This is a genomic window from Methylocaldum szegediense (assembly GCF_949769195.1).
GTDB classification, from domain to species: Bacteria; Pseudomonadota; Gammaproteobacteria; order Methylococcales; family Methylococcaceae; genus Methylocaldum; species Methylocaldum szegediense.
Genome location: NZ_OX458333.1, coordinates 720,981 through 740,487, shown reverse-complemented (window position 1 = coordinate 740,487; position 19,507 = coordinate 720,981). Strand labels below are relative to the sequence as shown.

Below are 19,507 nucleotides of genomic sequence, written 5' to 3'. Positions count from 1 at the left end.
CTTAGCGTTGACCGTTCGCTCTGAGCTTGTCGAAGGGCCTGTCGTAGACCTGCCGAAGGGTTATGCCACCGCCGGCACAGATCTCAATCGCCATTTTGATGCTGTGATAAGGACGGCGGGACCGGTCTGTGATACCGTTATTGGGTTCTGCCTTTTTTACGGTGCGCGGCACCATTAGGCCAAGATGGCCCGTATCTTGCAATTCGGAAAAATTTTTGTATCTTACGCGCGCTATGACTCAACTCGTTCAAGTCGAACAACTTTTTCGCTATTACGGCGACCATTGCGCCGTCAACAACGTTTCGTTCACGCTAGAAAAGGGCGAAATCCTGGGGTTTCTCGGTCCCAACGGAGCCGGCAAATCGTCAACTATGCAGATGATCTGCGGCAACCTCGCGCCCACCTCAGGACAAATCCTCATCAACGGGATCGACATACTCGACAACCCCAAGGAAGCCAAGCGGGAGCTCGGCTATTTGCCCGAGATACCGCCGGTATACCGTGAACTGACCGTCGACGAATATCTGAACTACTGCGGGAAGTTGCACCAGATTCCGCGGGAAAAGATCTCGTCCGCGATCGACAGCGCCAAAGATCGCTGCGGCTTGACCGATGTAGGTGAACGACTGATCGGGAATCTGTCGAAGGGCTATCAGCAGCGGGTCGGCATCGCCCAGGCCATACTTCATTCCCCTTCGGTCATCATTCTCGATGAGCCGACTGTTGGATTGGATCCGATCCAGATCCGCGAAATCCGGGAGCTGATCCGAGAACTCGGCAAGGAACACGGCATCATTCTTTCGACGCATATCCTCCCCGAAGTCCAGGAATCTTGCACCCGCGTACAAATCATCCACAAGGGCAAGCTGGTGCTCAACGACAGTATCGAAGGTCTCGAACAGCAGATGCGAGCCTCTAGCATAGTGCTGGAAACCCGGCAAGAAGCCGATCTGATGAAGCTCTATGCCCTAGGCGGCATTCAGAAAATCGAGGATCTCGGCGAGCGGCGTTATCGGATTTTCCACGACAAGGACAAAAACCCCGCCGAGCGGATCGCCGAAACAGCCGTGTCGCTGGGTTGGGGACTGCTCGAACTAACTCCTGAACGGCGCAGCATGGAAGAGATTTTCATCGACATCACTCAACACACACCCGTAACGGAGGAGCAAGCCGCATGATGGCCCTCGTCATCGCGGGGCGGGAGCTCCGCACGTTGTTTCTTTCGCCTTTGGCCTGGTCGATTCTAGGCGTCATTCAGATTATTTTGGGCTACATGTTCCTAGCGCAGCTCGACTATTACATGATGCTGCAAGCGCGTATCGCCGGCATGGAGGACGCGCCCGGAGTCACCGACCTGATCACCGTTCCGCTGTTCGGCAATGCGGGTGTGATCCTCCTTCTGGTCACGCCACTCCTGACTATGCGGCTGATCAGCGAGGAGCGCCGCAACCGCACGCTGAGCCTCCTGTTCACCGCTCCGGTGTCGATGACCGAGATCATTCTCGGGAAATATTTCGGCGTATTCGGCTTTCTGCTCATCATGGTCGCGATGATCGCGCTGATGCCGCTGTCGCTACTGGTCGGCGGCGGATTGGACATGGGCAAGCTAGCTGCCTGTATCATGGCCCTGATATTGCTTTTGGCCGGCTTCGCCTCAGTGGGACTCTACATGTCGGCGCTCGCGAGCCAGCCGACCATCGCCGCAATCAGCACATTCGGCGCCTTGCTGCTTTTGTGGATCATCGACTGGACCGGTAACTCCACAGGCGGCGTGCTCGAATATCTCTCGCTTTTGCGCCATTACGAGAGTTTGCTGAAAGGTCTGGTGTCGACGACGGACCTCGTGTACTTCCTGCTCTTCACGCTCACGTTCCTCGTCTTGAGTGTCCATCGCCTGGATAACGATCGGCTGCAAAAATGAAGATCAACCGCAAGACGCACCTCGAACTACGGCTGCAGAACCTTCTCTTCACCGTGCTGTTCTTAGCCGTCGTCGGCTTGGTGGGCTGGCTGAGCACACGTTACAGCGCCCAGTTCGATTGGACCGCAGGCGGCCGGCACACGCTGTCTGATGCCAGCCGCAAGGTCCTGGATCTCATGAAGGAACCGATCACGATCACCGCGTACGCTCGCGAAAACGCGCAGCTTCGAAACCAGATCCGGGATCAGGTTGGCCGCTACAGCCGTTACAAAAAGGACGTGACGCTGAAGTTCGTCAATCCGGACACTCAGCCCGACAAGGTCCGGGAACTGGGCATCACTATGGACGGCGAAATGATAGTGGATTACCAAGGACGTACTGAAAAAATCCAAAACGCCGAGGAAAGCACGCTGACCAATGCCTTGCAGCGTTTGGCCGTAGCCAAGGAAAGACATATCGTCTTTCTCGAGGGGCACGGGGAACGCTCGCCGCAAGGCCAGGCGAATCACGATCTGGGCCAGTTTGGCGAAGAGCTGGAACGTAAGGGCATCACGGTATCCATGGTTAATCTGGGGGTCACGCAGGATATACCGGACAACACCGACGTCTTGGTGTTGGCGGGACCGCGCGCCAATCTCCTTCCCGGCGAGATCACGCTGATCCAAGATTATGTGAAAAAAGGCGGCAACCTGTTGTGGCTGGCCGATCCCGGTAATTTGCACGGTCTCTCTCCCTTGGCAGAACAGCTCGGTATCACGTTCCTTCCGGGAACCGTGGTAGACGCGTCCACCCAGCTGTTCGGCATCGACGACCCCACTTTCGCCCTGGTCGCCGATTATCCGGCGCACCCCGTCACCTATAATTTCCAGACGATGACCTTATTCCCGGCCGCGGCGGCCATGGACAAAGGTGCCGACAGCGATTTCGTGCGGGAACCGCTCCTTAGTACCCTCGAGCGATCCTGGACAGAAACCGGACCGATCGAAGGCAAAATTAAATTCGATGAAGACAAGGGAGAGCGCAAAGGCCCGCTGCACATCGGTTACGCCTTGACGCGCGAGATCAAACCCGCTGATGGGTCAGCCGCATCGGACAAAAAGCCCGAAGAAGAGACCGGTGAGCAAGCTGCAGCCGAAAAAACCGAAAAACAAGACGTCGAGTCCTCCGAGGAAGCCGACACGAAACCAGCTGAGCAGCGTGTCGTCGTGATCGGCGACGGTGACTTTCTATCCAATGCCTTTCTCGGCAACGGTGGCAATCTGGAACTTGGCCTTAACATCATTCATTGGCTAAGCCAAAACGAAGCCTTGATCAATATTCCCGCCAAGACGGCGCCAGACCGGAAATTGGAGCTGTCGCCCGTCGCTTCCGGCGTGATCGGCGTCGGTTTCCTAATCGCGTTGCCCGCCGGGCTGATCGGCACGGGTGCTGCCATTTGGTTCAAACGCCGGAGACGTTAATGAAGTCGAGACTGATCCTGAACCTAGCGCTATTGATCGCTGTCGCCATCCTCGGCGCGATCGCTTTTTTCGAGCCCGGCAAGGAAAAGCCCAAGAAAACACCTCTCGCGGCAGTCGACGAAAATGCGCTAACCACCGTCACCTTGCAAAACAAGGACACCATCACGTTCGCAAAGCAGAACGGCCACTGGCGCTTGACTGCGCCCTTCAGCGCCCCGGCCAACGATGTTCGCGTCCGACAGTTGATCGGTATCGCCGAGGCGAACAGCGAAGCGCAGTATCCGATCAGTTCCGAGGACCTCGCCAAGTTCGAGCTCGACAAGCCTAAAGCTACGTTGATTCTGGGTGAGACGACCTTGAAGTTCGGCGGGTCGGATCCCATCAACATGCGGCGCTACGTGCAGATTGGGGATACCTTGCATCTTGTTACTGACGACTTCTTTCACCACCTCATCGCATCTGCGACCGATTACGTAGATAAGAAGCTTCTGCCAGAAGACGCGAAAATCAAAGAGATCTCCATCCCTGGCCTAAAAGCCACCTTGGGCGAGGACGGCAAGTGGGTCCTGGAGCCGCCGGCGGAGCCCAATCAAAGCGTTTCGGATCTTCTCAACGCCTGGAATACGGCGCGGGCCATCGACGTGAAGCGAGTGGAGCAGTCCGCACAAGGCGACGTGATCCGGATCACGCTGTCCGAGGGCAACCCGATTGAATTCTTCATCGTACAAAGAGAACTCGATCTTCTTCTTGTCCGTCCGGATTTGGGCCTTCAGTACGAAGTGACCGGAAGCGTCTCGAAACAGTTGCTCAGCCTACAAAAACCAGAGCTCAAGCCAAAAGAATCGAAACCGTCTGAAGAACCCGAGCCAAACCAGACCGAGGACGAGGAGAACGACGAAGACACGCCCGCGATTCCGGAAGAATCCGAGGAGCAGGGTGAAACCGACGACGAGGCGGCCGACTGATTCTTCTCCGCGGGTGGTTGGACGCTATCCCATCACATCGCCATGCCCGAGTTGCCGGAAGTCGAAACCACGCGGCGCGGCATTTCCCCCCATCTTATCGGGCAAACGATTCAGGCGACGGTTATTCGCGAGCCCCAGTTACGCTGGCCGATTCCGGCGGACTTGCCCGAAAGACTCGATCGCCGGACCGTCCGAACGGTCGAGCGCCGGGGCAAATACCTTCTGATTGGCACGAATCGCGGAACCCTGATCGTCCATTTGGGCATGTCCGGAAGTCTCCGCATCCTGTCCCCGGACAGCCCGCCCAGAAAGCACGATCACCTCGACATCGTGCTCGCCAACGGAACCTGCCTCCGCTTCCATGATCCGCGCCGGTTCGGCTGCGTGGTCTGGACGGAAAATGATCCGCAAGTCCATCCGCTCTTGGCCGGGCTCGGACCGGAACCCCTGAGCACAAGTTTTGACGCAGCCTATCTTTATAGAAAGGCCCGGGGACGAAGCACGCCCGTCAAATCCTTCATCATGGACAGTCACGTCGTCGTGGGAGTCGGCAACATTTACGCCAACGAAGCCTTGTTCCGGGCTGGCATCGCTCCGCGTCGACAGGCAGGACGCATCGCCCTCCCCCGCTATGAAAAGCTCGTTCTGTCAATACGCGCGGTGCTTTCCGAAGCCATAGAGCAAGGCGGTACGACACTTCGCGACTTCGTCAACGAAAACGGAAACCCGGGGTATTTTCAGCAAACCCTGCAAATTTACGGCCGGAGCGGTCTTCCGTGTTACCGATGCGGCCAATCCATTCGAACGGAAAGATTGGGACAGCGCTCAACTTATTGGTGTCCAAGCTGTCAACGTTAAAAGCGGGACAATGAATCGAGCGTCCGGTGCCTGACCTTCCGAACGCGGAAGCTTCGCTCGGCGCATCGGTACCGCTATTGCTCGACCGGAAAGGAGGACTGCCCGTGCAAATCGGTATGATCGGTTTGGGACGAATGGGAGCCAATATGGTGCGCCGGTTGATGCGGGGCCATCATACCTGCGTGGTTTGGGACCGCGCGCGACAACCCATAGACGCGCTGTCCGAGGAAGGTGCAGTCGCTGCCGAGAGCCTGCAGGATTTGGTGGCTAAGCTTCTCCAACCGCGTATTGTCTGGCTGATGATTCCCGCCGGTTTCGTCGATGCGGCAATCGACGAACTCTCACCTCAGCTCGAAAACGGCGACATCCTGGTCGACGGCGGCAATTCGCATTACCGCGATAGTATGGATAGAGCACGACGCTTGAAGCCGCGCGGCATTCATTATCTCGATGTCGGTGTCAGCGGAGGCGTATGGGGGCTGGACCGAGGCTACTGCCTGATGATCGGCGGAGAAGAAGAGCCCGTTCGAAGGCTTGACCCGATCTTTAAGTCCTTGGCTCCGCCGCACGAAGCAGCCTCGCGTACCCTGGAACGCCAGAATACAGGCCTGACCAGCGCCGAACAGGGGTATTTGCATTGCGGCCCGACCGGAGCCGGCCACTTCGTGAAGATGGTTCATAACGGCATCGAGTATGGCCTCATGGCCGCTTATGCCGAAGGCTTCAATATTTTGAAAAACGCCGGAATCGGCTCTGAGCACCGAACTCAGGATGCCGAGACCGCACCCTTGCGCGATCCTGAGTATTACCGTTTCGATTTCGATCTACCTGAGATCGCTGAGCTGTGGCGCAGAGGCAGCGTGGTCCGGTCATGGCTACTCGATCTGGCAGCATCGGCCTTGCTGCAATCTCCGGATCTGGAGAAGTTTTCCGAGCATGTGGCGGATTCCGGCGAAGGCCGGTGGACGATACATGCGGCTGTCGACGAAGGCGTGCCCGCCCCTGTACTGAGCGCCGCGCTGTTTCAGCGGTTCTCGTCGCGCGAGCGCGACATGTTTGCCGACAAATTCTTATCGGCTTTGCGATGGCAGTTCGGAGGGCATCGTGAAAACTCGTGATGCAAACAATTGTGCGGCTTGGCAGGGCAAACCGAGCCGCTTCGCGTCAGCAAAATGGTGACATCGGTAAAGGGTGGAACAGGGCTTTTCCAGCTCCTTGGTGAGCCGCTAGGCGGCTCAACGTCTATCAGCTCAGCCTCCTAGCAGTCCGCAGGCACGGTGCCACAACAGCATCTCGCCTCCCCCGCAGGAAGGCGAGACACGGGGCTCAAACGCGCAGTGAGAGCCCGCCTGGAAGATCAGTAAGGCCTCTGCCCATTATTGCCGGCGGGCCTGTAGTTGCAGACCCAGACTTGGTCGCTGTTGCTGGAGCAAACCGCATAGCCGCAGCCGACTTCTGTGGTTTCAGCCCATACCAACTGGGTATAGTGGCCGCACATCCTACCGGGTGCGCAGCTGTTGGTTTCGTAATTGTAGTTGGCCTTCTCGGCGGCCCACGAATTTACGACATCAGCCGGGGTAAGCTGCTGCGGTTCTCTGCGGCCATCGGACCACATCACCGCGCTGGCCCAATGGAGGTTTTCACCCAAAAGGATTCCGTTCGCGTCGGTAGCATTGCTGTGGGGCAGGGACCCCGGGCAGTTCGCCCGTTCAAGCGTGGAGGCATAGTTGGTTGCGATGGTAGCCAGCTCCTCTGACCAGATGAGCGGCGGCACCCCGTCGGCGGAGCGCACCAAGTTGTGGGCGGTGATGGTGGCCACAGCGTCGGCGGGTTGAGCAGCGAGGCCAGCACCACTCCATAGGATTAGGGCGAAAACGGTAAAAGGCGGGTTACGAAAGCGGCACATGACGTACTCCATTACGTTAAGAATCATTAACAACCATACCGTGATGTACCCATGTCGGACACAATTCACCAGTAGTATCTACTTTGCGACAAAAGGCAATCACGAACGTTCCGATCGGAGACGAATTTATTCGCCTTCGGTGCACGAAATGGGCGAACAAATTCCCCCTACACTCGATATGAAAGTGCTCTAGAAAGCGGTAATGCGTGAGCGTTATGCCAAGCCAGAAGATGCTCTACGTCACCGCATTACCAGGAATAAAGCTCCCGTTGCCCTTCCCTGTCTCCACGACCAAGCCGCCGGCCTGCAGCACGGCTAGCCCGTCTTTTATGGTTTCCCCCGGTAACGACAAACGCTCCGCCGACTCGTCGATAGTCCAGGGCTTTTGCCCATGAACGAAACGTTCGCCGATCAGGTACATCACCACCAGCCCGATTCTCTCCTTCAAACGATTGCTGAGCTGAAGGAACCGGGTTTTCCCAAGCGCATAATGCGGATGCTGGAAAAAAGCGGCTTGCCCTCCCAGAAAAAGAATCAGCCAACTCAGATCCAGCCAAATCATGAACAAGATGACGATGAGCAGGCTTGAAAAAATGGCGTGGTAACTGGTCGATCCGACCACAAACTTGGCGAACAGTAGGCCGGCCCGTTTCCACGTCACACTTCCCACGGCGCCGCCGAACAACGCGGCCCGCCAGGTCACCCGCGTGTTCTGGATATAGATGTACACGAACGCAAACGCGACGATGATCATCAAATAGGGAAGCAGCTTCCGCCGAAATAGAACAGGGTGCCGAACGGCTCCTGAGCAATCAGCCGCCGGACTGCGCTAGCACGGGGCATAGAGGCCGTGAGACCGATAGCGGAAAAAATGGGCACCGGCCCGAGCAGACTTACGCTGAGGTAATCGCTCGCACGTCTTGCCAAGCCGCGGGCCTGGCTAACCCGCCAGATGTGATTGAACGCCGTTTTTATCTTTTCCAGCATGGAAATGATCGTGTAGATAAGCACCATCAAGCCGACGAAGCCGAGCACCCCCACGTTGACATTGGTCACGAAACCGAGAATGGCCTTCGTCAGCTCGTTGGCCTTGTCACCGAGCGGAGCCAATATTTGCAGCAGAAATGGTTCCACCTGATCATTGACACCGAAAACCTTCAGCAGCAAACAGGAAAAGGCCAACCCTGGCACAATAGCCAATAACGTGGTGTAGGCGAGACTCGTGGCGCGATAGTCCAAACCTTCGCTGCGAACGGCGCCGATCAGGGCCTTAGCCCAGGTACACCAACTTCGCCAAATCACGGATTCGGGAGAGAGAATCGACTTTTTGACGCGCCATTTTGACGGAGCTGAAGCGTTTAATTGGCATGCTGACGGTGATATTGGTTGAACGTTATTGATCAGACCCGTAAACACTGGCGCGATCTTTTCGGCCGCGCCAAGGACCGTACACGCCTGGGCCTCGGTTCACGCAGCTTTTCGCCGTGCCGGATCAACCCATTCTCCTATTTCTTTTGGGGGGCGCATCAACGGTCCGTGTGAAGCAACCGGGGACAGTGCATGGCAACTAGCCGCTGCGATGGGATCGTTCGGATAGCCGTCGTTCTACTTGCTATCAGTCTGTCGCTACTGCCGTCATCGACGCAGCGGCGTTCCGCAGAACACGGTTCGCCCGGCGCGACTGCGCCTTTTGCGTCGTTTTCGAAAACGCTGAGGACGATTGCAGATAAATTCCCTGAAGATCGTTCCGACCGCTCCTTGGCTTTTCCTTTGGATCACGGGGCTCACCCGGAAGTGCCCACCGAAGTCTGGGAATTCGTCGGCCAAATGCAAACCGGAGAAGGTCACCGTTATGGCTTCCTACTGAGCATTACACGGATCGGTCTACAACCCCAAGAGCCCGAGAGACCATCGGCCTGGGCGACTCGTGATGTCTATCGGGGCTTGTTGGCATTCCTCGACGCGGATAACGACCATTATCGGGCATCCGAGCGTTTCGCGAGGACCGCGCTCGGCATGAGCGGATACGATCCGACTTCTGGCCGGATCTGGTTGGATAGCTGGACGATACGGGTGGCGCTGGAGAAAGCGTTTTCGTTCGCTCTACAAGCCGAAGCCGAGGGGACGCGGCTCGACCTGAGGCTGGACGCCCGGAAACCCGCCGTGATGCCGGCTGCAGGAGATTTCCCGGCAGCGGCCGGCGGACGTCTTCGCGGGTATATTCTGAGCCGCCTAGCGATTTCCGGCACGGTTCGCCATGGCGAACACGAACGAAGCGTAAGCGGCGAAGCTTGGCTCAACCGCAGTTGGGGGAAGATGACTCCGCCCGGCGGACAGATCGCTTTAAATCGGTATCAGATCCAGCTCGAGGACGGGCGCGAGATTCTGATTTTTCAATTGAGACGCAAGGACGGCAGCGCTCCGCCTGTTTCGAACGGGCTCTTAATCCAGGCCGACGGACGGGTTTCGCTGATTTCTGAAAACGAGGTCAAGCTCGACCCCAATACTTTCTGGTCAAGTCCCTCGGGAACCCGTTATCCGGTAGCCTGGACAGTGAATCTTCCGGCTCTCGGAACCGAACTGCGCCTGTCGCCCTTAGTCGAAAATCAGGAAACCGACTGGTCGGTCCGCACCTGGTCCGGTTCTGTCTCAGTATCCGGAACCGGTCCGCGCGGAGAACGCCTTACGGGCCGAGGCTTCGTCGAATTGACCGGCTATTGACAGTAGGTTCCGGGAATAAGAATCATCCGGTCGGGAAAAACCTCTTGTGATTCGAACATGCCCTACGCCAATATCTTTACTCTTGTCATCACCGCTATTCTTGCCTTCGTGCTCACGGCTTGCGACTCCAGCGAACAGGCCAATACAGTCAGTTATTCGCCTATCGGTCCTGTACCACGCGTACCGCAACGGCCGGGCGACCCGGTCAAGGGTTACGAGGCATTGCTCAACGCACCTTACATTACTTGCGGTATACCCTATTCGGCCTACAAACAAACGGCCCCGCCGCCTGAACCCGAAACGCTGATTCCGGGTAGACCCGGCCGCAATGCGGAATTACCGTATAACCTCACCGCTTACACGACGCCGAAAGGCGTGGAACTCGTGGTGAACAATTGCTTGTCCTGCCATGCCGGTTTTTTCGACGGAAAGCTCGTCATCGGCCTGGGCAACGAAAATCTCGACTTCACCGAGGACCGTACGGCTGTCGCCGAAAGCATCGGTGCGTACGTGGAGAATGAGGCCGAAGCCGCAGAATGGCGGCGTTGGGCCGACCGGCTTCGTACTATCACCCCATACATGAAAGCTGACACGATAGGCGTAAATCCGGCCATTAATATAACCTTCGCTCTCATCGCGCATCGGGATCCAGAGACTCTGGCATGGTCGCCTGAACCGCTGATCGAGCCTCCGCCGAAAACAGTGGCTCCGGTAAGCGTTCCCCCCTGGTGGCGTGTGGCGAAGAAAAACGCGTTGTTCTACAACACCGAGGGGCGCGGCGACCTTGCTCGCGGCATGATGGCGGCCGCTCTATTCTGTGCGGATGACGTCGATACAGTACGTAAGATCGATACCTATGCGCCGGATATTCTGGCCTATCTCGCATCGATTAAGCCGCCCGCATGGCCGTTCGGGGTCGATCACGAACTCGCCGAACAGGGGCGCACCGTATTCGAGCGAACCTGCTCCGGCTGCCATGGCACCTATGGCGAACAGCCGAGCTATCCCAATCTAGTGGTAGGACTCGACGAGATCGGCACCGATCCCGTAGTGGCGCAATATCGCACAAACGGTGCCTCAGACCAGTTCACTCAATGGTTTGAGCGATCCTATTACGGCGAATTAGCCGTCGACGCTCCAGCGCCCGGATATATCGCCCCACCATTGGACGGAATTTGGATCACCGCCCCCTATCTCCACAACGGATCGGTCCCGACCATAGAAGCTCTGCTCGACAGCTCGAAACGGCCGAAATATTGGACGCGGTCCTACGGGTCTTCCGCGGCCGATTACGATCCTGTCGCCTTGGGATGGCGGTACACTGAGCTCGCAGAGGGAAAAGGGGGCGCCAAAGACGCACGCGAGCGGAAAAAAATCTACGATACGACCTTGCCCGGCCACTCCAATGCCGGCCATGTTTTCGGCGACAGCTTGAGTCCGGACGAACGCAAGGCCGTGCTCGAATACTTGAAAACGCTGTAGATTCCAAAGGCCACTGGCCGCGCGCTCGCGTCCTCAGAGGTGAGGTATCGAGGTATCAGGTCCGGCGAACGAGGACTCTTTTCTCATTTGTACCGCCAGACCCGTTCCGATCGACCGCTCCGGCGCTTGATCTGGCCAGAGCGGCCGGTCTTGGCACGCTCAGACCGCCTTCTCAGGACGATCCGGTGCCGGCCAATCGAGATGGAAGAACTTGCCGCGCGGTTGATCGGTTCGCTCGTAGGTATGGGCTCCGAAATAATCTCGTTGCGCCTGCAACAGGTTGGCGGGAAGCTGGGCGCTGCGGTAACCGTCGAAATAGGCTAGCGCGGAACTGAAGGCGGGAACGGGGATGCCGTTCTGTATCGCGGTGGTAACCGTCTGCCGCCACCGTCCCTGCCCTTCGTGTAGGACATCCCTAAAATAAGGATTAAGCATCAGATTCTTCAACCCCGGGTCGTGGGCGTAAGCATCGGTGATCTTTTGCAGGAAACGTGCGCGGATGATACAGCCGCCTCGCCAAATCTGTGCGATGGTTCCGAAATCGAGCGTCCAACCGTAGGCTTTTTGTGCCTCCGACATGAGCTGAAAGCCTTGCGCATAAGCGCAAATTTTAGAGCAATACAAAGCTCGCCGAATGGCCTCGATGGTATCAGCGGCGTTGGACAGGAGCCGGATCTCCGGTCCTTTCAGCACGCAGCTTGCTTCCACCCGCTCTTCCTTCAGTGACGATAGAGTCCGGGCAAACACAGCTTCAGCGATTGAATTCGCTGGGACGCCGAGTTCCAGTGCGCTGGTGGCGGTCCACATACCCGTACCTTTCTGTCCGGCGGCATCCAACACTTTGTCGACCAGATAGCCCTCACCCGCCGGATCCTTTTGTCCCAAAATGTCCCCGGTGATCTCGATGAGGTAGCTAGACAACTCGCCGCTGTTCCATTCGCGGAAAATCGCGCCGATGGCGCCCGCATCCAGCCCGAGCAGATGCTTCATCAGCCAATAGGCTTCACAGATCAACTGCATGTCGATGTACTCAATGCCGTTGTGCACCATCTTGACGTAATGCCCCGCGCCATTCGGCCCGATATAAGCCGTGCAGGGTACGCCGCCTTCTACCGGCTTTCCCGGCGCGGCGCCTTCCAAAGGCACACCGCTCTCCGGAGCGACCTTGGCGGCGATGGCGCGCCATATGGGCTCGAGCTCGGCCCAGGCGCTCTCACTGCCGCCCGGCATCAGAGAAGGTCCGAAGCGCGCACCCACCTCGCCGCCCGAGACGCCGGAACCGATAAAGCGAAACCCTCGCTCGGTCAATTCCCTGTCTCGACGGATGGTGTCCATCCAATGCGCGTTGCCGCCGTCGACAATGATGTCGCCCGGCTCAAGGTGGGGCAGCAGGGTTTCGATGATGCGGTCGGTCGGCGTCCCCGCCTTCACCAGCAAGATGATCTTGCGGGGACGCCGGATAGCTTGGGTGAATTCTTTCAGGTCGGTAAAACCCAAGACGCGCTCGCCAGACGGCTCCTTTTCCCGGCAACGCGCCATGAATTCGGCCGTTTTCTCGCTACTTCGGTTATAGACTGCGATGGTGTAGCCGTGGTCGGCGATGTTCAGCGCCAGGTTTTGTCCCATGACGGCCAATCCGATCAGACCGATATCCGCGCTGTTAGCATTCATAATGGCACTCCTTTAGTTGGATGATGAGCGAAACGTCTGCAGAAATTGATCACGCCAGCGTCCGTTCAAGAGAAGCGATGTGACCGATCTTCTTCCCGCCGATTCACGGAAAGCGTTCGAGCCTTTCGTTATTTCGCGAGCAGAATGAGTTCGTTTTCCGCTTCGTCTAAGGTCATGCGGAACCGACTCAGAAAACTCATCCCCAACAGTTTTGCACCGCGTAGACGCTCGTCCGGAAAGAACGCGACCGGTACGGCGCTGGCCGAAACCGGTCCTACCCGAACGGATTCTAGGTTGCCTACTTTGATGGGCACAATGTCGTTCGCTGTGTGGCTCACGCCCGGTTGGAGCGCCTCGGGCGAGAATCCCAGTTCGCTCGCCATCGATTCCGGCAAAGCAATGGTAGAGGCGCCAGTGTCGATAATCAACGTAACTGGAAACGCCACGCCGTTCGGTCCCACCAGAACCGTATCGACCTGATGATGAGGACCAAGCCGCGTCGTTTTGATCGTCGCATTGATCGAACGCGCTCGCGTAGGCGTCTTGGCACTGGTGATCACCAACCGTTCGACCGCACCGGCCGGATCACTGATAAGGATGTAGTTGTAATCTTCGAGAAGCCCCTTCAGTTGAGTCGGCAGGTCACCCTTCGGGGTCGAGGTCGATGCCAATTGAGATTCCAGGCGATCCAATCCCTCGACGACGAACCCGTGTTCGGCCGCCAACGACTCCAAACGTGCGCGAAGCGATTCGGGGTCGGCCCATGCCGGCGCCGCACCGATCAAAAGCAGTCCCACGATAAAACCGCGCAGCCGAATTCGCACCGTCATAATCGTCATCTGATCGTTCTCGCACTCTGAGCCCATCTTTGACCGAAAGGCCCGTCCGTTTCTTCGAGCAACGCTTACGTCAACGGGCCTTTGCCGTATACAGCGATGCTCCTGCCGGAACTGGACACCTCCCAGCCTCTCCAGGTGGGTCCGAAAACCCATCGGCGGGCTCAGAACGGGCCTCTTAGGCTCGGCTTGGAACAAACGGCCCGCTTAATAGGCTCGAAGTCTCGTATCAAACTAGCGTACCGATCGATTACGCCGACTAAGGCACACGTAACATAAGTGGTAATATATCCCACTGTTTGACCGTGGTCTTACGGCTAGAACCACCCCGACGCCGGCAGCCAAAACCCGGAACACCACCTCTCCCGAAAAATAACCAGGAAACGTACGGATGAAAGAGTCGGATTACAGCAATTACGTCAAAGCATTCACACGCCTGTTCGAAGCCTATGACGCCGCCGCGCCTTACTTGGGCGTCACCGACGATTTCACATACTTTGTCAACCGCAAACGCACCTGGTTAGAACGGCTCAAGTCCCCGGAATTCCCAGTGGCATTCCTGGGCGCATTCTCGGCCGGCAAGAGTACCATTATTAATGCCATATTGGGCGACGATATCCTGCCCCAGGCCACCAAGTCTTTTACCGCTATTCCCACGCTGATTCGAAAAGGCCGGGCCAACCGGGCCGTCATTCACTATTTAAACGAAAGTGCTCGAGAGGAGCTCAAACAGCTGTATCTGGAAGAGCTGTCCAAGGAATTGCGCAAAAGCAGCGATACTTATCGCAAGCTGAGCAAGGGCGAATTGCTGAGCACGCTAGCAAAGGATATCGAACAGTACAAGAACCAGTTTGGCTCGTTCAACAAGCAAAAATTTTTCGATGAGCTGAAAATCTTGATTGGAGGCTGGAACAAACTCAGCGGCGCGGTGAAAGACATCGCGCTAACGGAGTTGCCGAGCTATGTGACCGAAGATTATGAAGACGTACTGTTCGTCGACCAGGCGGAGATTTTCCTCACCGACGTCAACATTCCCGAAAACGTGGTTCTTGTCGATTTGCCGGGTCTCGGCGTCGTCAACCCGCGCCATCGCAAGGTAACCAAGTCGTACGTCGAAAACGACGCCAAGGCGTTCGTCATCGCCATGAAGGTGTTCCACCTACTGGAAGGGGAAGAAATTGAGCTGCTCGCCGAAATCCATAGCCATCGCAAGCGGGTGTTGCAACGCGCCTTTTGGGTGATCAATCAGTGGGACGTACTAAGTAGCCAGCAGAAAAAGGAAGAATTGGCGAATTTCGCGCAGAAGATCGACCATTATGGGTTTCACATCGCCAAGGACCGCGTATTTCGGGTATCGGCACTCAATTACCTGTTGCTGAAACTGATCCAGGAAGGCCGGTTGGAAAAGAGCGGCAGCATTCGCGAGCATGTGGATGCACTACAGAAAGCGATCGGCAAAATACCCAATAAAGGCGAGGCGGAGGGCTTCATCAAGTCGCTGGAGGAAGCCAAGAATTTCGCAACGTTTCGCAGCAGCCTATTCGACTACTTGGCTAATACGGCGAAGGCTGAGTTTCTTGACGAGGCGCGCAGCGAATATCTCGATCTGGCCAAAAAGCTGCGCGAGCGCTTGGAGCCTTTGTACCAGACCTACAAGAACAAGAGCGACGAAGGAATGAAAAGCACATTTATCGCAGGAGAATTGTCGCGCCGTCAAGACGAAGTATTGCGACACCTCCGTACCACGGTGGAAGAACATATCAAGGTGCTTCGTACCGAGGTACTGCCGGACTTCGTATTCTGGAGCGACGAAGACCGAGAGCGCTTGGGTGAACAAATTGTCCACGCCATCGACACCTTGGATCGGAAAGCCTTAAAAAACGAACTGCTCAAAGGACTGGATCTGCACAGCGTGGTTAGCAGGCTGCCGCACAAGATCGAAGAAAACCTTCACATTCAACGCACGTTCCGCAGCCAGCTGCAGCAACTCTTGGAAGAACAGATCGTCCGCCGCTATCTCTTTCGCTTGCTGGACAGCATTTCATCCAACGAGGCGCTTCCCGAGGAAGTACTTTCAGTGTTGAGAGACCGTTTGAGCGGGCGCGATATGATTAGCCGGCTGAAGGGAATGTGCGACGTCTTCCTTTTCGAATACGGCGGCGTCATCGACGAACTCGGACGCACCATCATGGCCAAGGAGGCCGACGAATCCGTCCAGAGCAAAGACGACATCATGGAATTGGTACAGAAAAATGCCGACCGCGCGCTGGAAATCGCGAAGAGCAGGCGCCTCCTCGGGCCCGACGCTGGTGTCAAGCAGCTGCTGGCTTTGGGAATGGACAAGCTGACCGGCATTTACCGAGCAATCACCGATACTCAGCCGATCTCACCCGTAAAGACCACAGGTCAATCCGACGAAATCGACCGGGCTCTCGAGTGCTACAAAGCTGGCTTGCTTGAATACACCCGCAAACAGCAATACCAGATTAACAAATTCGCCCGCCGCGGCATCAAGAATTACTTCGAAGAATTGGAGCAGGACTTGTTGGCCTATTTCGAATCCGTCAAGGACGAAATCGCCAAAACCATCATGAAACAGCTCACTACCGACATCGACGCCGAATTGAATGCCGAACTACAAAAACAGAAGGTGATCAAGGAAGCTTATCAGGTCGTTACCGCGGCCATCAGCCAGGGACGTCGAAACGCCGAAAGTTGAAATGAAATCATTAGCGTGGAAAGGATCCCGAATGCGAATGATATGCCGCTGCGCTCGAGATCGATGGGCTTCCTTGGCTTACGTCCATCCCGTATGTTCCAGCGGCCGTTAGGTCGTCGCGCGTTCCTCCATTAGGCGCTCGATGATCGGCCGAAATATGATTTCCATCGCCAGGCCCATTTTACCGCCCGGAATGACAATGGAATTATGTCTGGACATGAAGGACTTATGAATCATCGCCAGCAAATACCCAAAGTCGATGTCGAACTTGCGCGGGTCCCTGAAACGAATGATCACGATGCTTTCATCCGGAGTAGGAATATCGCGCGCGATGAAAGGATTTGAGGTATCCACCAGAGGCACTCGCTGAAAATTGATATCGGTGCGCGAAAACTGCGGTGTGATCACCTTTACGTAATCCTCCATGCGCCGCAGGATAACCTCTGTGGTGTCTTCCGGCTTATACCCGTATAGGGCATTATCCCGGTGTATTTTTTGGATCCATTCGAGATTGACGATGGGAACGACGCCGACAAGCAGGTCGGTAAATCTAGCTACATCGATCGTCTCGGTCTTGATTGCACCGTGCAACCCCTCGTAGAACATGAGATCAGTGCCCGGCGGCACCTCTTCCCAGGGCGAAAACGTGCCGACTGGATAACCGAGTTTGTTTCCCTCTTCTTCGCTGCGAATATAGTAACGACGCTTGGCCGCACCGGTCTCACCATAGGTCCTGAAAGTCTGTTCCAGCTCGTCGAGGAGGTTCGCCTCGATCGAGAAATGGCTGAAATTCTTCCCTTCCTTTTGCGCCTGGGCGATGCGAGCTTGCATTTCCCGAAGGGTATAACGGAAATAGCTATCGCCCTCAATCATGAGAGGTTTCACTCCCAGCCGAAAAAAAATGTGCTCGAAAGCCTTCTTGACCGTAGTCGTACCGGCACCGGACGAGCCGGTAACGGCGATGACGGGGTGCTTTTTCGACATGGAGGACTCCTCAAAAAACTTCGAAATCCGCGTCCGGATCTATGGCTACGCTATTTTTCGCGAGTCCAGTTTTCATGCAGTCGCCTGAGAGCATCGATATCGACCAAACGGAATGGTTCCCAAGGCGCTTTGCTCAGACACGTCAAAGGCAAGTCCGGCTCTCCAAGGTGATCCGTTACGAGCAACGCTCCGGTGAAATCCTGGTCGATGGTATAGTCATTGACCGTAACTAGCGTCGGAATGCCGGCTGCAAGCGCCGCTCGGAAGCCGTTTTCCGAATCCTCGAAAGCCACGCAGTCGGTAGCATCCAAGCTTAATTTCGCCAGTACGTACTCGTAAATATCGGGCGCGGGCTTTTTATTCGAAACAACGTCCCCAGTCGCGACCACCTCGAACCAATCGAGAGCTTCCGCGCCAAACAAGGCTGATAACACAGCATTGACATCTTCTGAAGTCGCTGTCGTGGCAATAGCCAGCGCCAATCGCGCAGCCATGGCTTCCTTGATCAACCGACGGACACCCGGCCTAGCCGGAATACCGACGGTTTCAAGCAAGTTTAGATAGTAGCGCGTCTTTGCGGCGTGCAAGTCGTCAATGAAGGCATCCAACTCGCCTTCGCCGCAGGGGATGTCCGGATGGTAAGCGGCAATGAAATGTCGAATACGCTCCTTGCCTCCGCTGACAGCCAATAAGTCGCCGTACAAGGCTTCATCCCAGACCCAATTCAGGCGAGCTTCTGCAAAAGCTCGGTTGAACGCGACGCGATGGCCGTACCGTTCAGTGTCCGCCAACGTGCCATCCACGTCGAAGATGAGGGCTTTGAGCACTAGCTATCCACGGCCCTGCCTAGGTGACAACCGGATCCAACTCGCCCTTGCTGTAACGCTTGCTCATTTCTTCCAAGCTGATGACTTTGATCTTAGACGCCTGCCCTGCAGCACCGAACGCCTCGTAGCGAGCCGTACAAATGCTGGTCATTGCCTTTTGTGCCTCCTTGTAGAGCTTGCGCGGATCGAAATTCTTTCTATCTTCGGCCATGAACTTACGCATAGCGCCATAGGATGCGATACGCAGGTCGGTATCGATATTCACCTTGCGAACACCATGACGAATGCCTTCTACGATCTCCTCGACGGGCACGCCATAGGTCTGACCGATATCACCGCCATACTGGTTGATCATCACTGCCCACTCCTCGGGTACCGAAGACGAGCCGTGCATGACCAAATGAACGTTTGGAATCCGTGCGTGGATCTCTTTGACCCGATCGATGCGCAACACCTTACCGGTAGGCTTTCTAGTGAATTTATAGGCCCCGTGACTGGTACCGATTGCGATTGCTAAAGCGTCAACCTTGGTTTTCTTGACGAAATCGGCGGCCTCTTCCGGGTCGGTCAGCAATTGAGAGTGGTCCAGCTCACCCGCCGCGCCGTGACCGTCTTCTTCCCCGGCTTTTCCAGTTTCCAAGGAGCCGAGACAACCCAATTCACCTTCGACCGAAACACCGCAAGCGTGAGCCATATCGACGACTTTGCGCGTGACTTCGACGTTGTATTCATAGCTGGACGGCGTTTTCATGTCCTCCAGCAATGAGCCATCCATCATGACCGAGCTGAAGCCCGATTGAATCGCACGAACGCAAACGGATGGCGAAGCGCCATGGTCCTGATGCATGCAGATTGGGATGTGCGGGTACATTTCCACGGCTGCAAGCACCAGATGCCGCAGGAAAGGCTCTCCCGCATAGGTACGAGCACCGGCGGATCCCTGAAGGATAACCGGGGCATCGACTGCGGCAGCGGCTTCCATGATGGCCTTAACCTGCTCCATGTTATTGACATTAAACGCCGGCAAGCCATAGCCGTGCTCGGCAGCGTGATCCAACAATTGTCTTAAAGAAATGATAGCCATCGATCGACTCCTCTCGCCTGCTGATCGCCTACTTTGCGGCGAAATTCAGCCGCCCAGCGGCTCGTTCTTGCAA

17 protein-coding genes are annotated in these 19,507 nt (G+C 56.4%); 9 read left to right on the top strand and 8 right to left on the bottom strand.

Features of this window, described 5'->3' with window-relative positions; all coding sequences use genetic code 11:
• Positions 1 to 233 precede the first annotated feature (233 nt).
• The 6 genes from QEN43_RS03235 to gnd are packed head-to-tail and all read left to right on the top strand — an operon-like array spanning position 234 to position 6,322.
• Entirely contained in the window at positions 234 to 1,178 is a 945-nt protein-coding gene (locus tag QEN43_RS03235) for an ABC transporter ATP-binding protein (RefSeq protein WP_317963698.1), read from the top strand.
• Positions 1,175 to 1,921 (top strand): ABC transporter permease, encoded by a 747-nt coding sequence (locus tag QEN43_RS03230; protein ID WP_026611942.1) that lies wholly within the window; start codon positions 1,175 to 1,177, stop codon positions 1,919 to 1,921. Before QEN43_RS03235 ends, QEN43_RS03230 begins: the two co-directional genes overlap by 4 nt.
• Positions 1,918 to 3,381 (top strand): GldG family protein, encoded by a 1,464-nt coding sequence (locus QEN43_RS03225; protein ID WP_026611941.1) that lies wholly within the window; start codon positions 1,918 to 1,920, stop codon positions 3,379 to 3,381. Before QEN43_RS03230 ends, QEN43_RS03225 begins: the two co-directional genes overlap by 4 nt.
• Positions 3,381 to 4,346: a DUF4340 domain-containing protein gene (locus QEN43_RS03220; protein ID WP_084162367.1), complete on the top strand. Its 966-nt coding sequence runs from the start codon at positions 3,381 to 3,383 to the stop codon at positions 4,344 to 4,346. Before QEN43_RS03225 ends, QEN43_RS03220 begins: the two co-directional genes overlap by 1 nt.
• Positions 4,347 to 4,388: 42 nt before the next feature.
• Complete coding sequence (mutM, locus tag QEN43_RS03215) at positions 4,389 to 5,204, top strand: bifunctional DNA-formamidopyrimidine glycosylase/DNA-(apurinic or apyrimidinic site) lyase (RefSeq protein ID WP_026611940.1); 816 nt, start codon at positions 4,389 to 4,391, stop codon at positions 5,202 to 5,204.
• A 26-nt stretch (positions 5,205 to 5,230) separates the two neighbouring features.
• Positions 5,231 to 6,322 carry a phosphogluconate dehydrogenase (NAD(+)-dependent, decarboxylating) gene (gene gnd / locus QEN43_RS03210; protein WP_235726707.1) on the top strand — a complete coding sequence of 364 codons (1,092 nt, stop codon included), beginning with the start codon at positions 5,231 to 5,233 and terminating at the stop codon, positions 6,320 to 6,322.
• 239 nt (positions 6,323 to 6,561) lie between these two features.
• On the opposite strand, the gene QEN43_RS03205 is transcribed toward gnd, so the two are convergent.
• The 3 genes from QEN43_RS03205 to QEN43_RS03195 form a co-directional block, all read right to left on the bottom strand.
• Entirely contained in the window at positions 6,562 to 7,110 is a 549-nt protein-coding gene (locus QEN43_RS03205; RefSeq protein ID WP_162144357.1) for a CAP domain-containing protein, read from the bottom strand.
• 235 nt (positions 7,111 to 7,345) lie between these two features.
• Positions 7,346 to 7,864 (bottom strand): YhjD/YihY/BrkB family envelope integrity protein, encoded by a 519-nt coding sequence (locus QEN43_RS03200; RefSeq protein ID WP_051332045.1) that lies wholly within the window; start codon positions 7,862 to 7,864, stop codon positions 7,346 to 7,348.
• A complete protein-coding gene (locus QEN43_RS03195) occupies positions 7,864 to 8,412 on the bottom strand; it encodes a YihY/virulence factor BrkB family protein (RefSeq protein ID WP_051332044.1) in 549 nt (182 codons plus the stop codon). Before QEN43_RS03195 ends, QEN43_RS03200 begins: the two co-directional genes overlap by 1 nt.
• A 258-nt stretch (positions 8,413 to 8,670) precedes the next feature.
• Here QEN43_RS03195 and QEN43_RS03190 point away from each other — a divergent pair, with 258 nt between their 5' ends.
• Complete coding sequence (locus QEN43_RS03190; RefSeq protein WP_084162363.1) at positions 8,671 to 9,831, top strand: lipocalin family protein; 1,161 nt, start codon at positions 8,671 to 8,673, stop codon at positions 9,829 to 9,831.
• A 57-nt stretch (positions 9,832 to 9,888) separates the two neighbouring features.
• A complete protein-coding gene (locus tag QEN43_RS03185; RefSeq protein WP_317963697.1) occupies positions 9,889 to 11,313 on the top strand; it encodes a c-type cytochrome in 1,425 nt (474 codons plus the stop codon).
• A gap of 159 nt (positions 11,314 to 11,472) precedes the next feature.
• Here the strand turns inward: QEN43_RS03185 and gndA are convergent, their stop codons facing one another.
• Positions 11,473 to 12,984, bottom strand: a complete 1,512-nt coding sequence (gene gndA / locus QEN43_RS03180; RefSeq protein WP_026611937.1) for an NADP-dependent phosphogluconate dehydrogenase — start codon at positions 12,982 to 12,984, stop codon at positions 11,473 to 11,475.
• A 128-nt stretch (positions 12,985 to 13,112) separates the two neighbouring features.
• On the bottom strand, positions 13,113 to 13,823 hold the full coding sequence (locus tag QEN43_RS03175; protein ID WP_026611936.1) for a retropepsin-like aspartic protease family protein: 711 nt from the start codon (positions 13,821 to 13,823) through the stop codon (positions 13,113 to 13,115).
• Between the two features lie 388 nt (positions 13,824 to 14,211).
• Between QEN43_RS03175 and QEN43_RS03170 the strand changes: the two genes are divergently transcribed.
• The gene (locus QEN43_RS03170; protein ID WP_026611935.1) at positions 14,212 to 16,539 is read left to right on the top strand and encodes a dynamin family protein; all 2,328 of its coding nucleotides are present in this window, start codon (positions 14,212 to 14,214) and stop codon (positions 16,537 to 16,539) included.
• 108 nt (positions 16,540 to 16,647) lie between these two features.
• Here the strand turns inward: QEN43_RS03170 and QEN43_RS03165 are convergent, their stop codons facing one another.
• From QEN43_RS03165 to fba, 3 genes are read right to left on the bottom strand one after another with little or no spacing between them, the layout of a single operon-like run.
• Entirely contained in the window at positions 16,648 to 17,523 is an 876-nt protein-coding gene (locus QEN43_RS03165; RefSeq protein ID WP_026611934.1) for a phosphoribulokinase, read from the bottom strand.
• A 50-nt stretch (positions 17,524 to 17,573) separates the two neighbouring features.
• Positions 17,574 to 18,350, bottom strand: a complete 777-nt coding sequence (locus QEN43_RS03160) for an HAD-IA family hydrolase (RefSeq protein WP_026611933.1) — start codon at positions 18,348 to 18,350, stop codon at positions 17,574 to 17,576.
• 19 nt (positions 18,351 to 18,369) lie between these two features.
• Positions 18,370 to 19,434 carry a class II fructose-bisphosphate aldolase gene (gene fba, locus QEN43_RS03155; protein WP_317963696.1) on the bottom strand — a complete coding sequence of 355 codons (1,065 nt, stop codon included), beginning with the start codon at positions 19,432 to 19,434 and terminating at the stop codon, positions 18,370 to 18,372.
• Positions 19,435 to 19,507 lie beyond the last annotated feature (73 nt).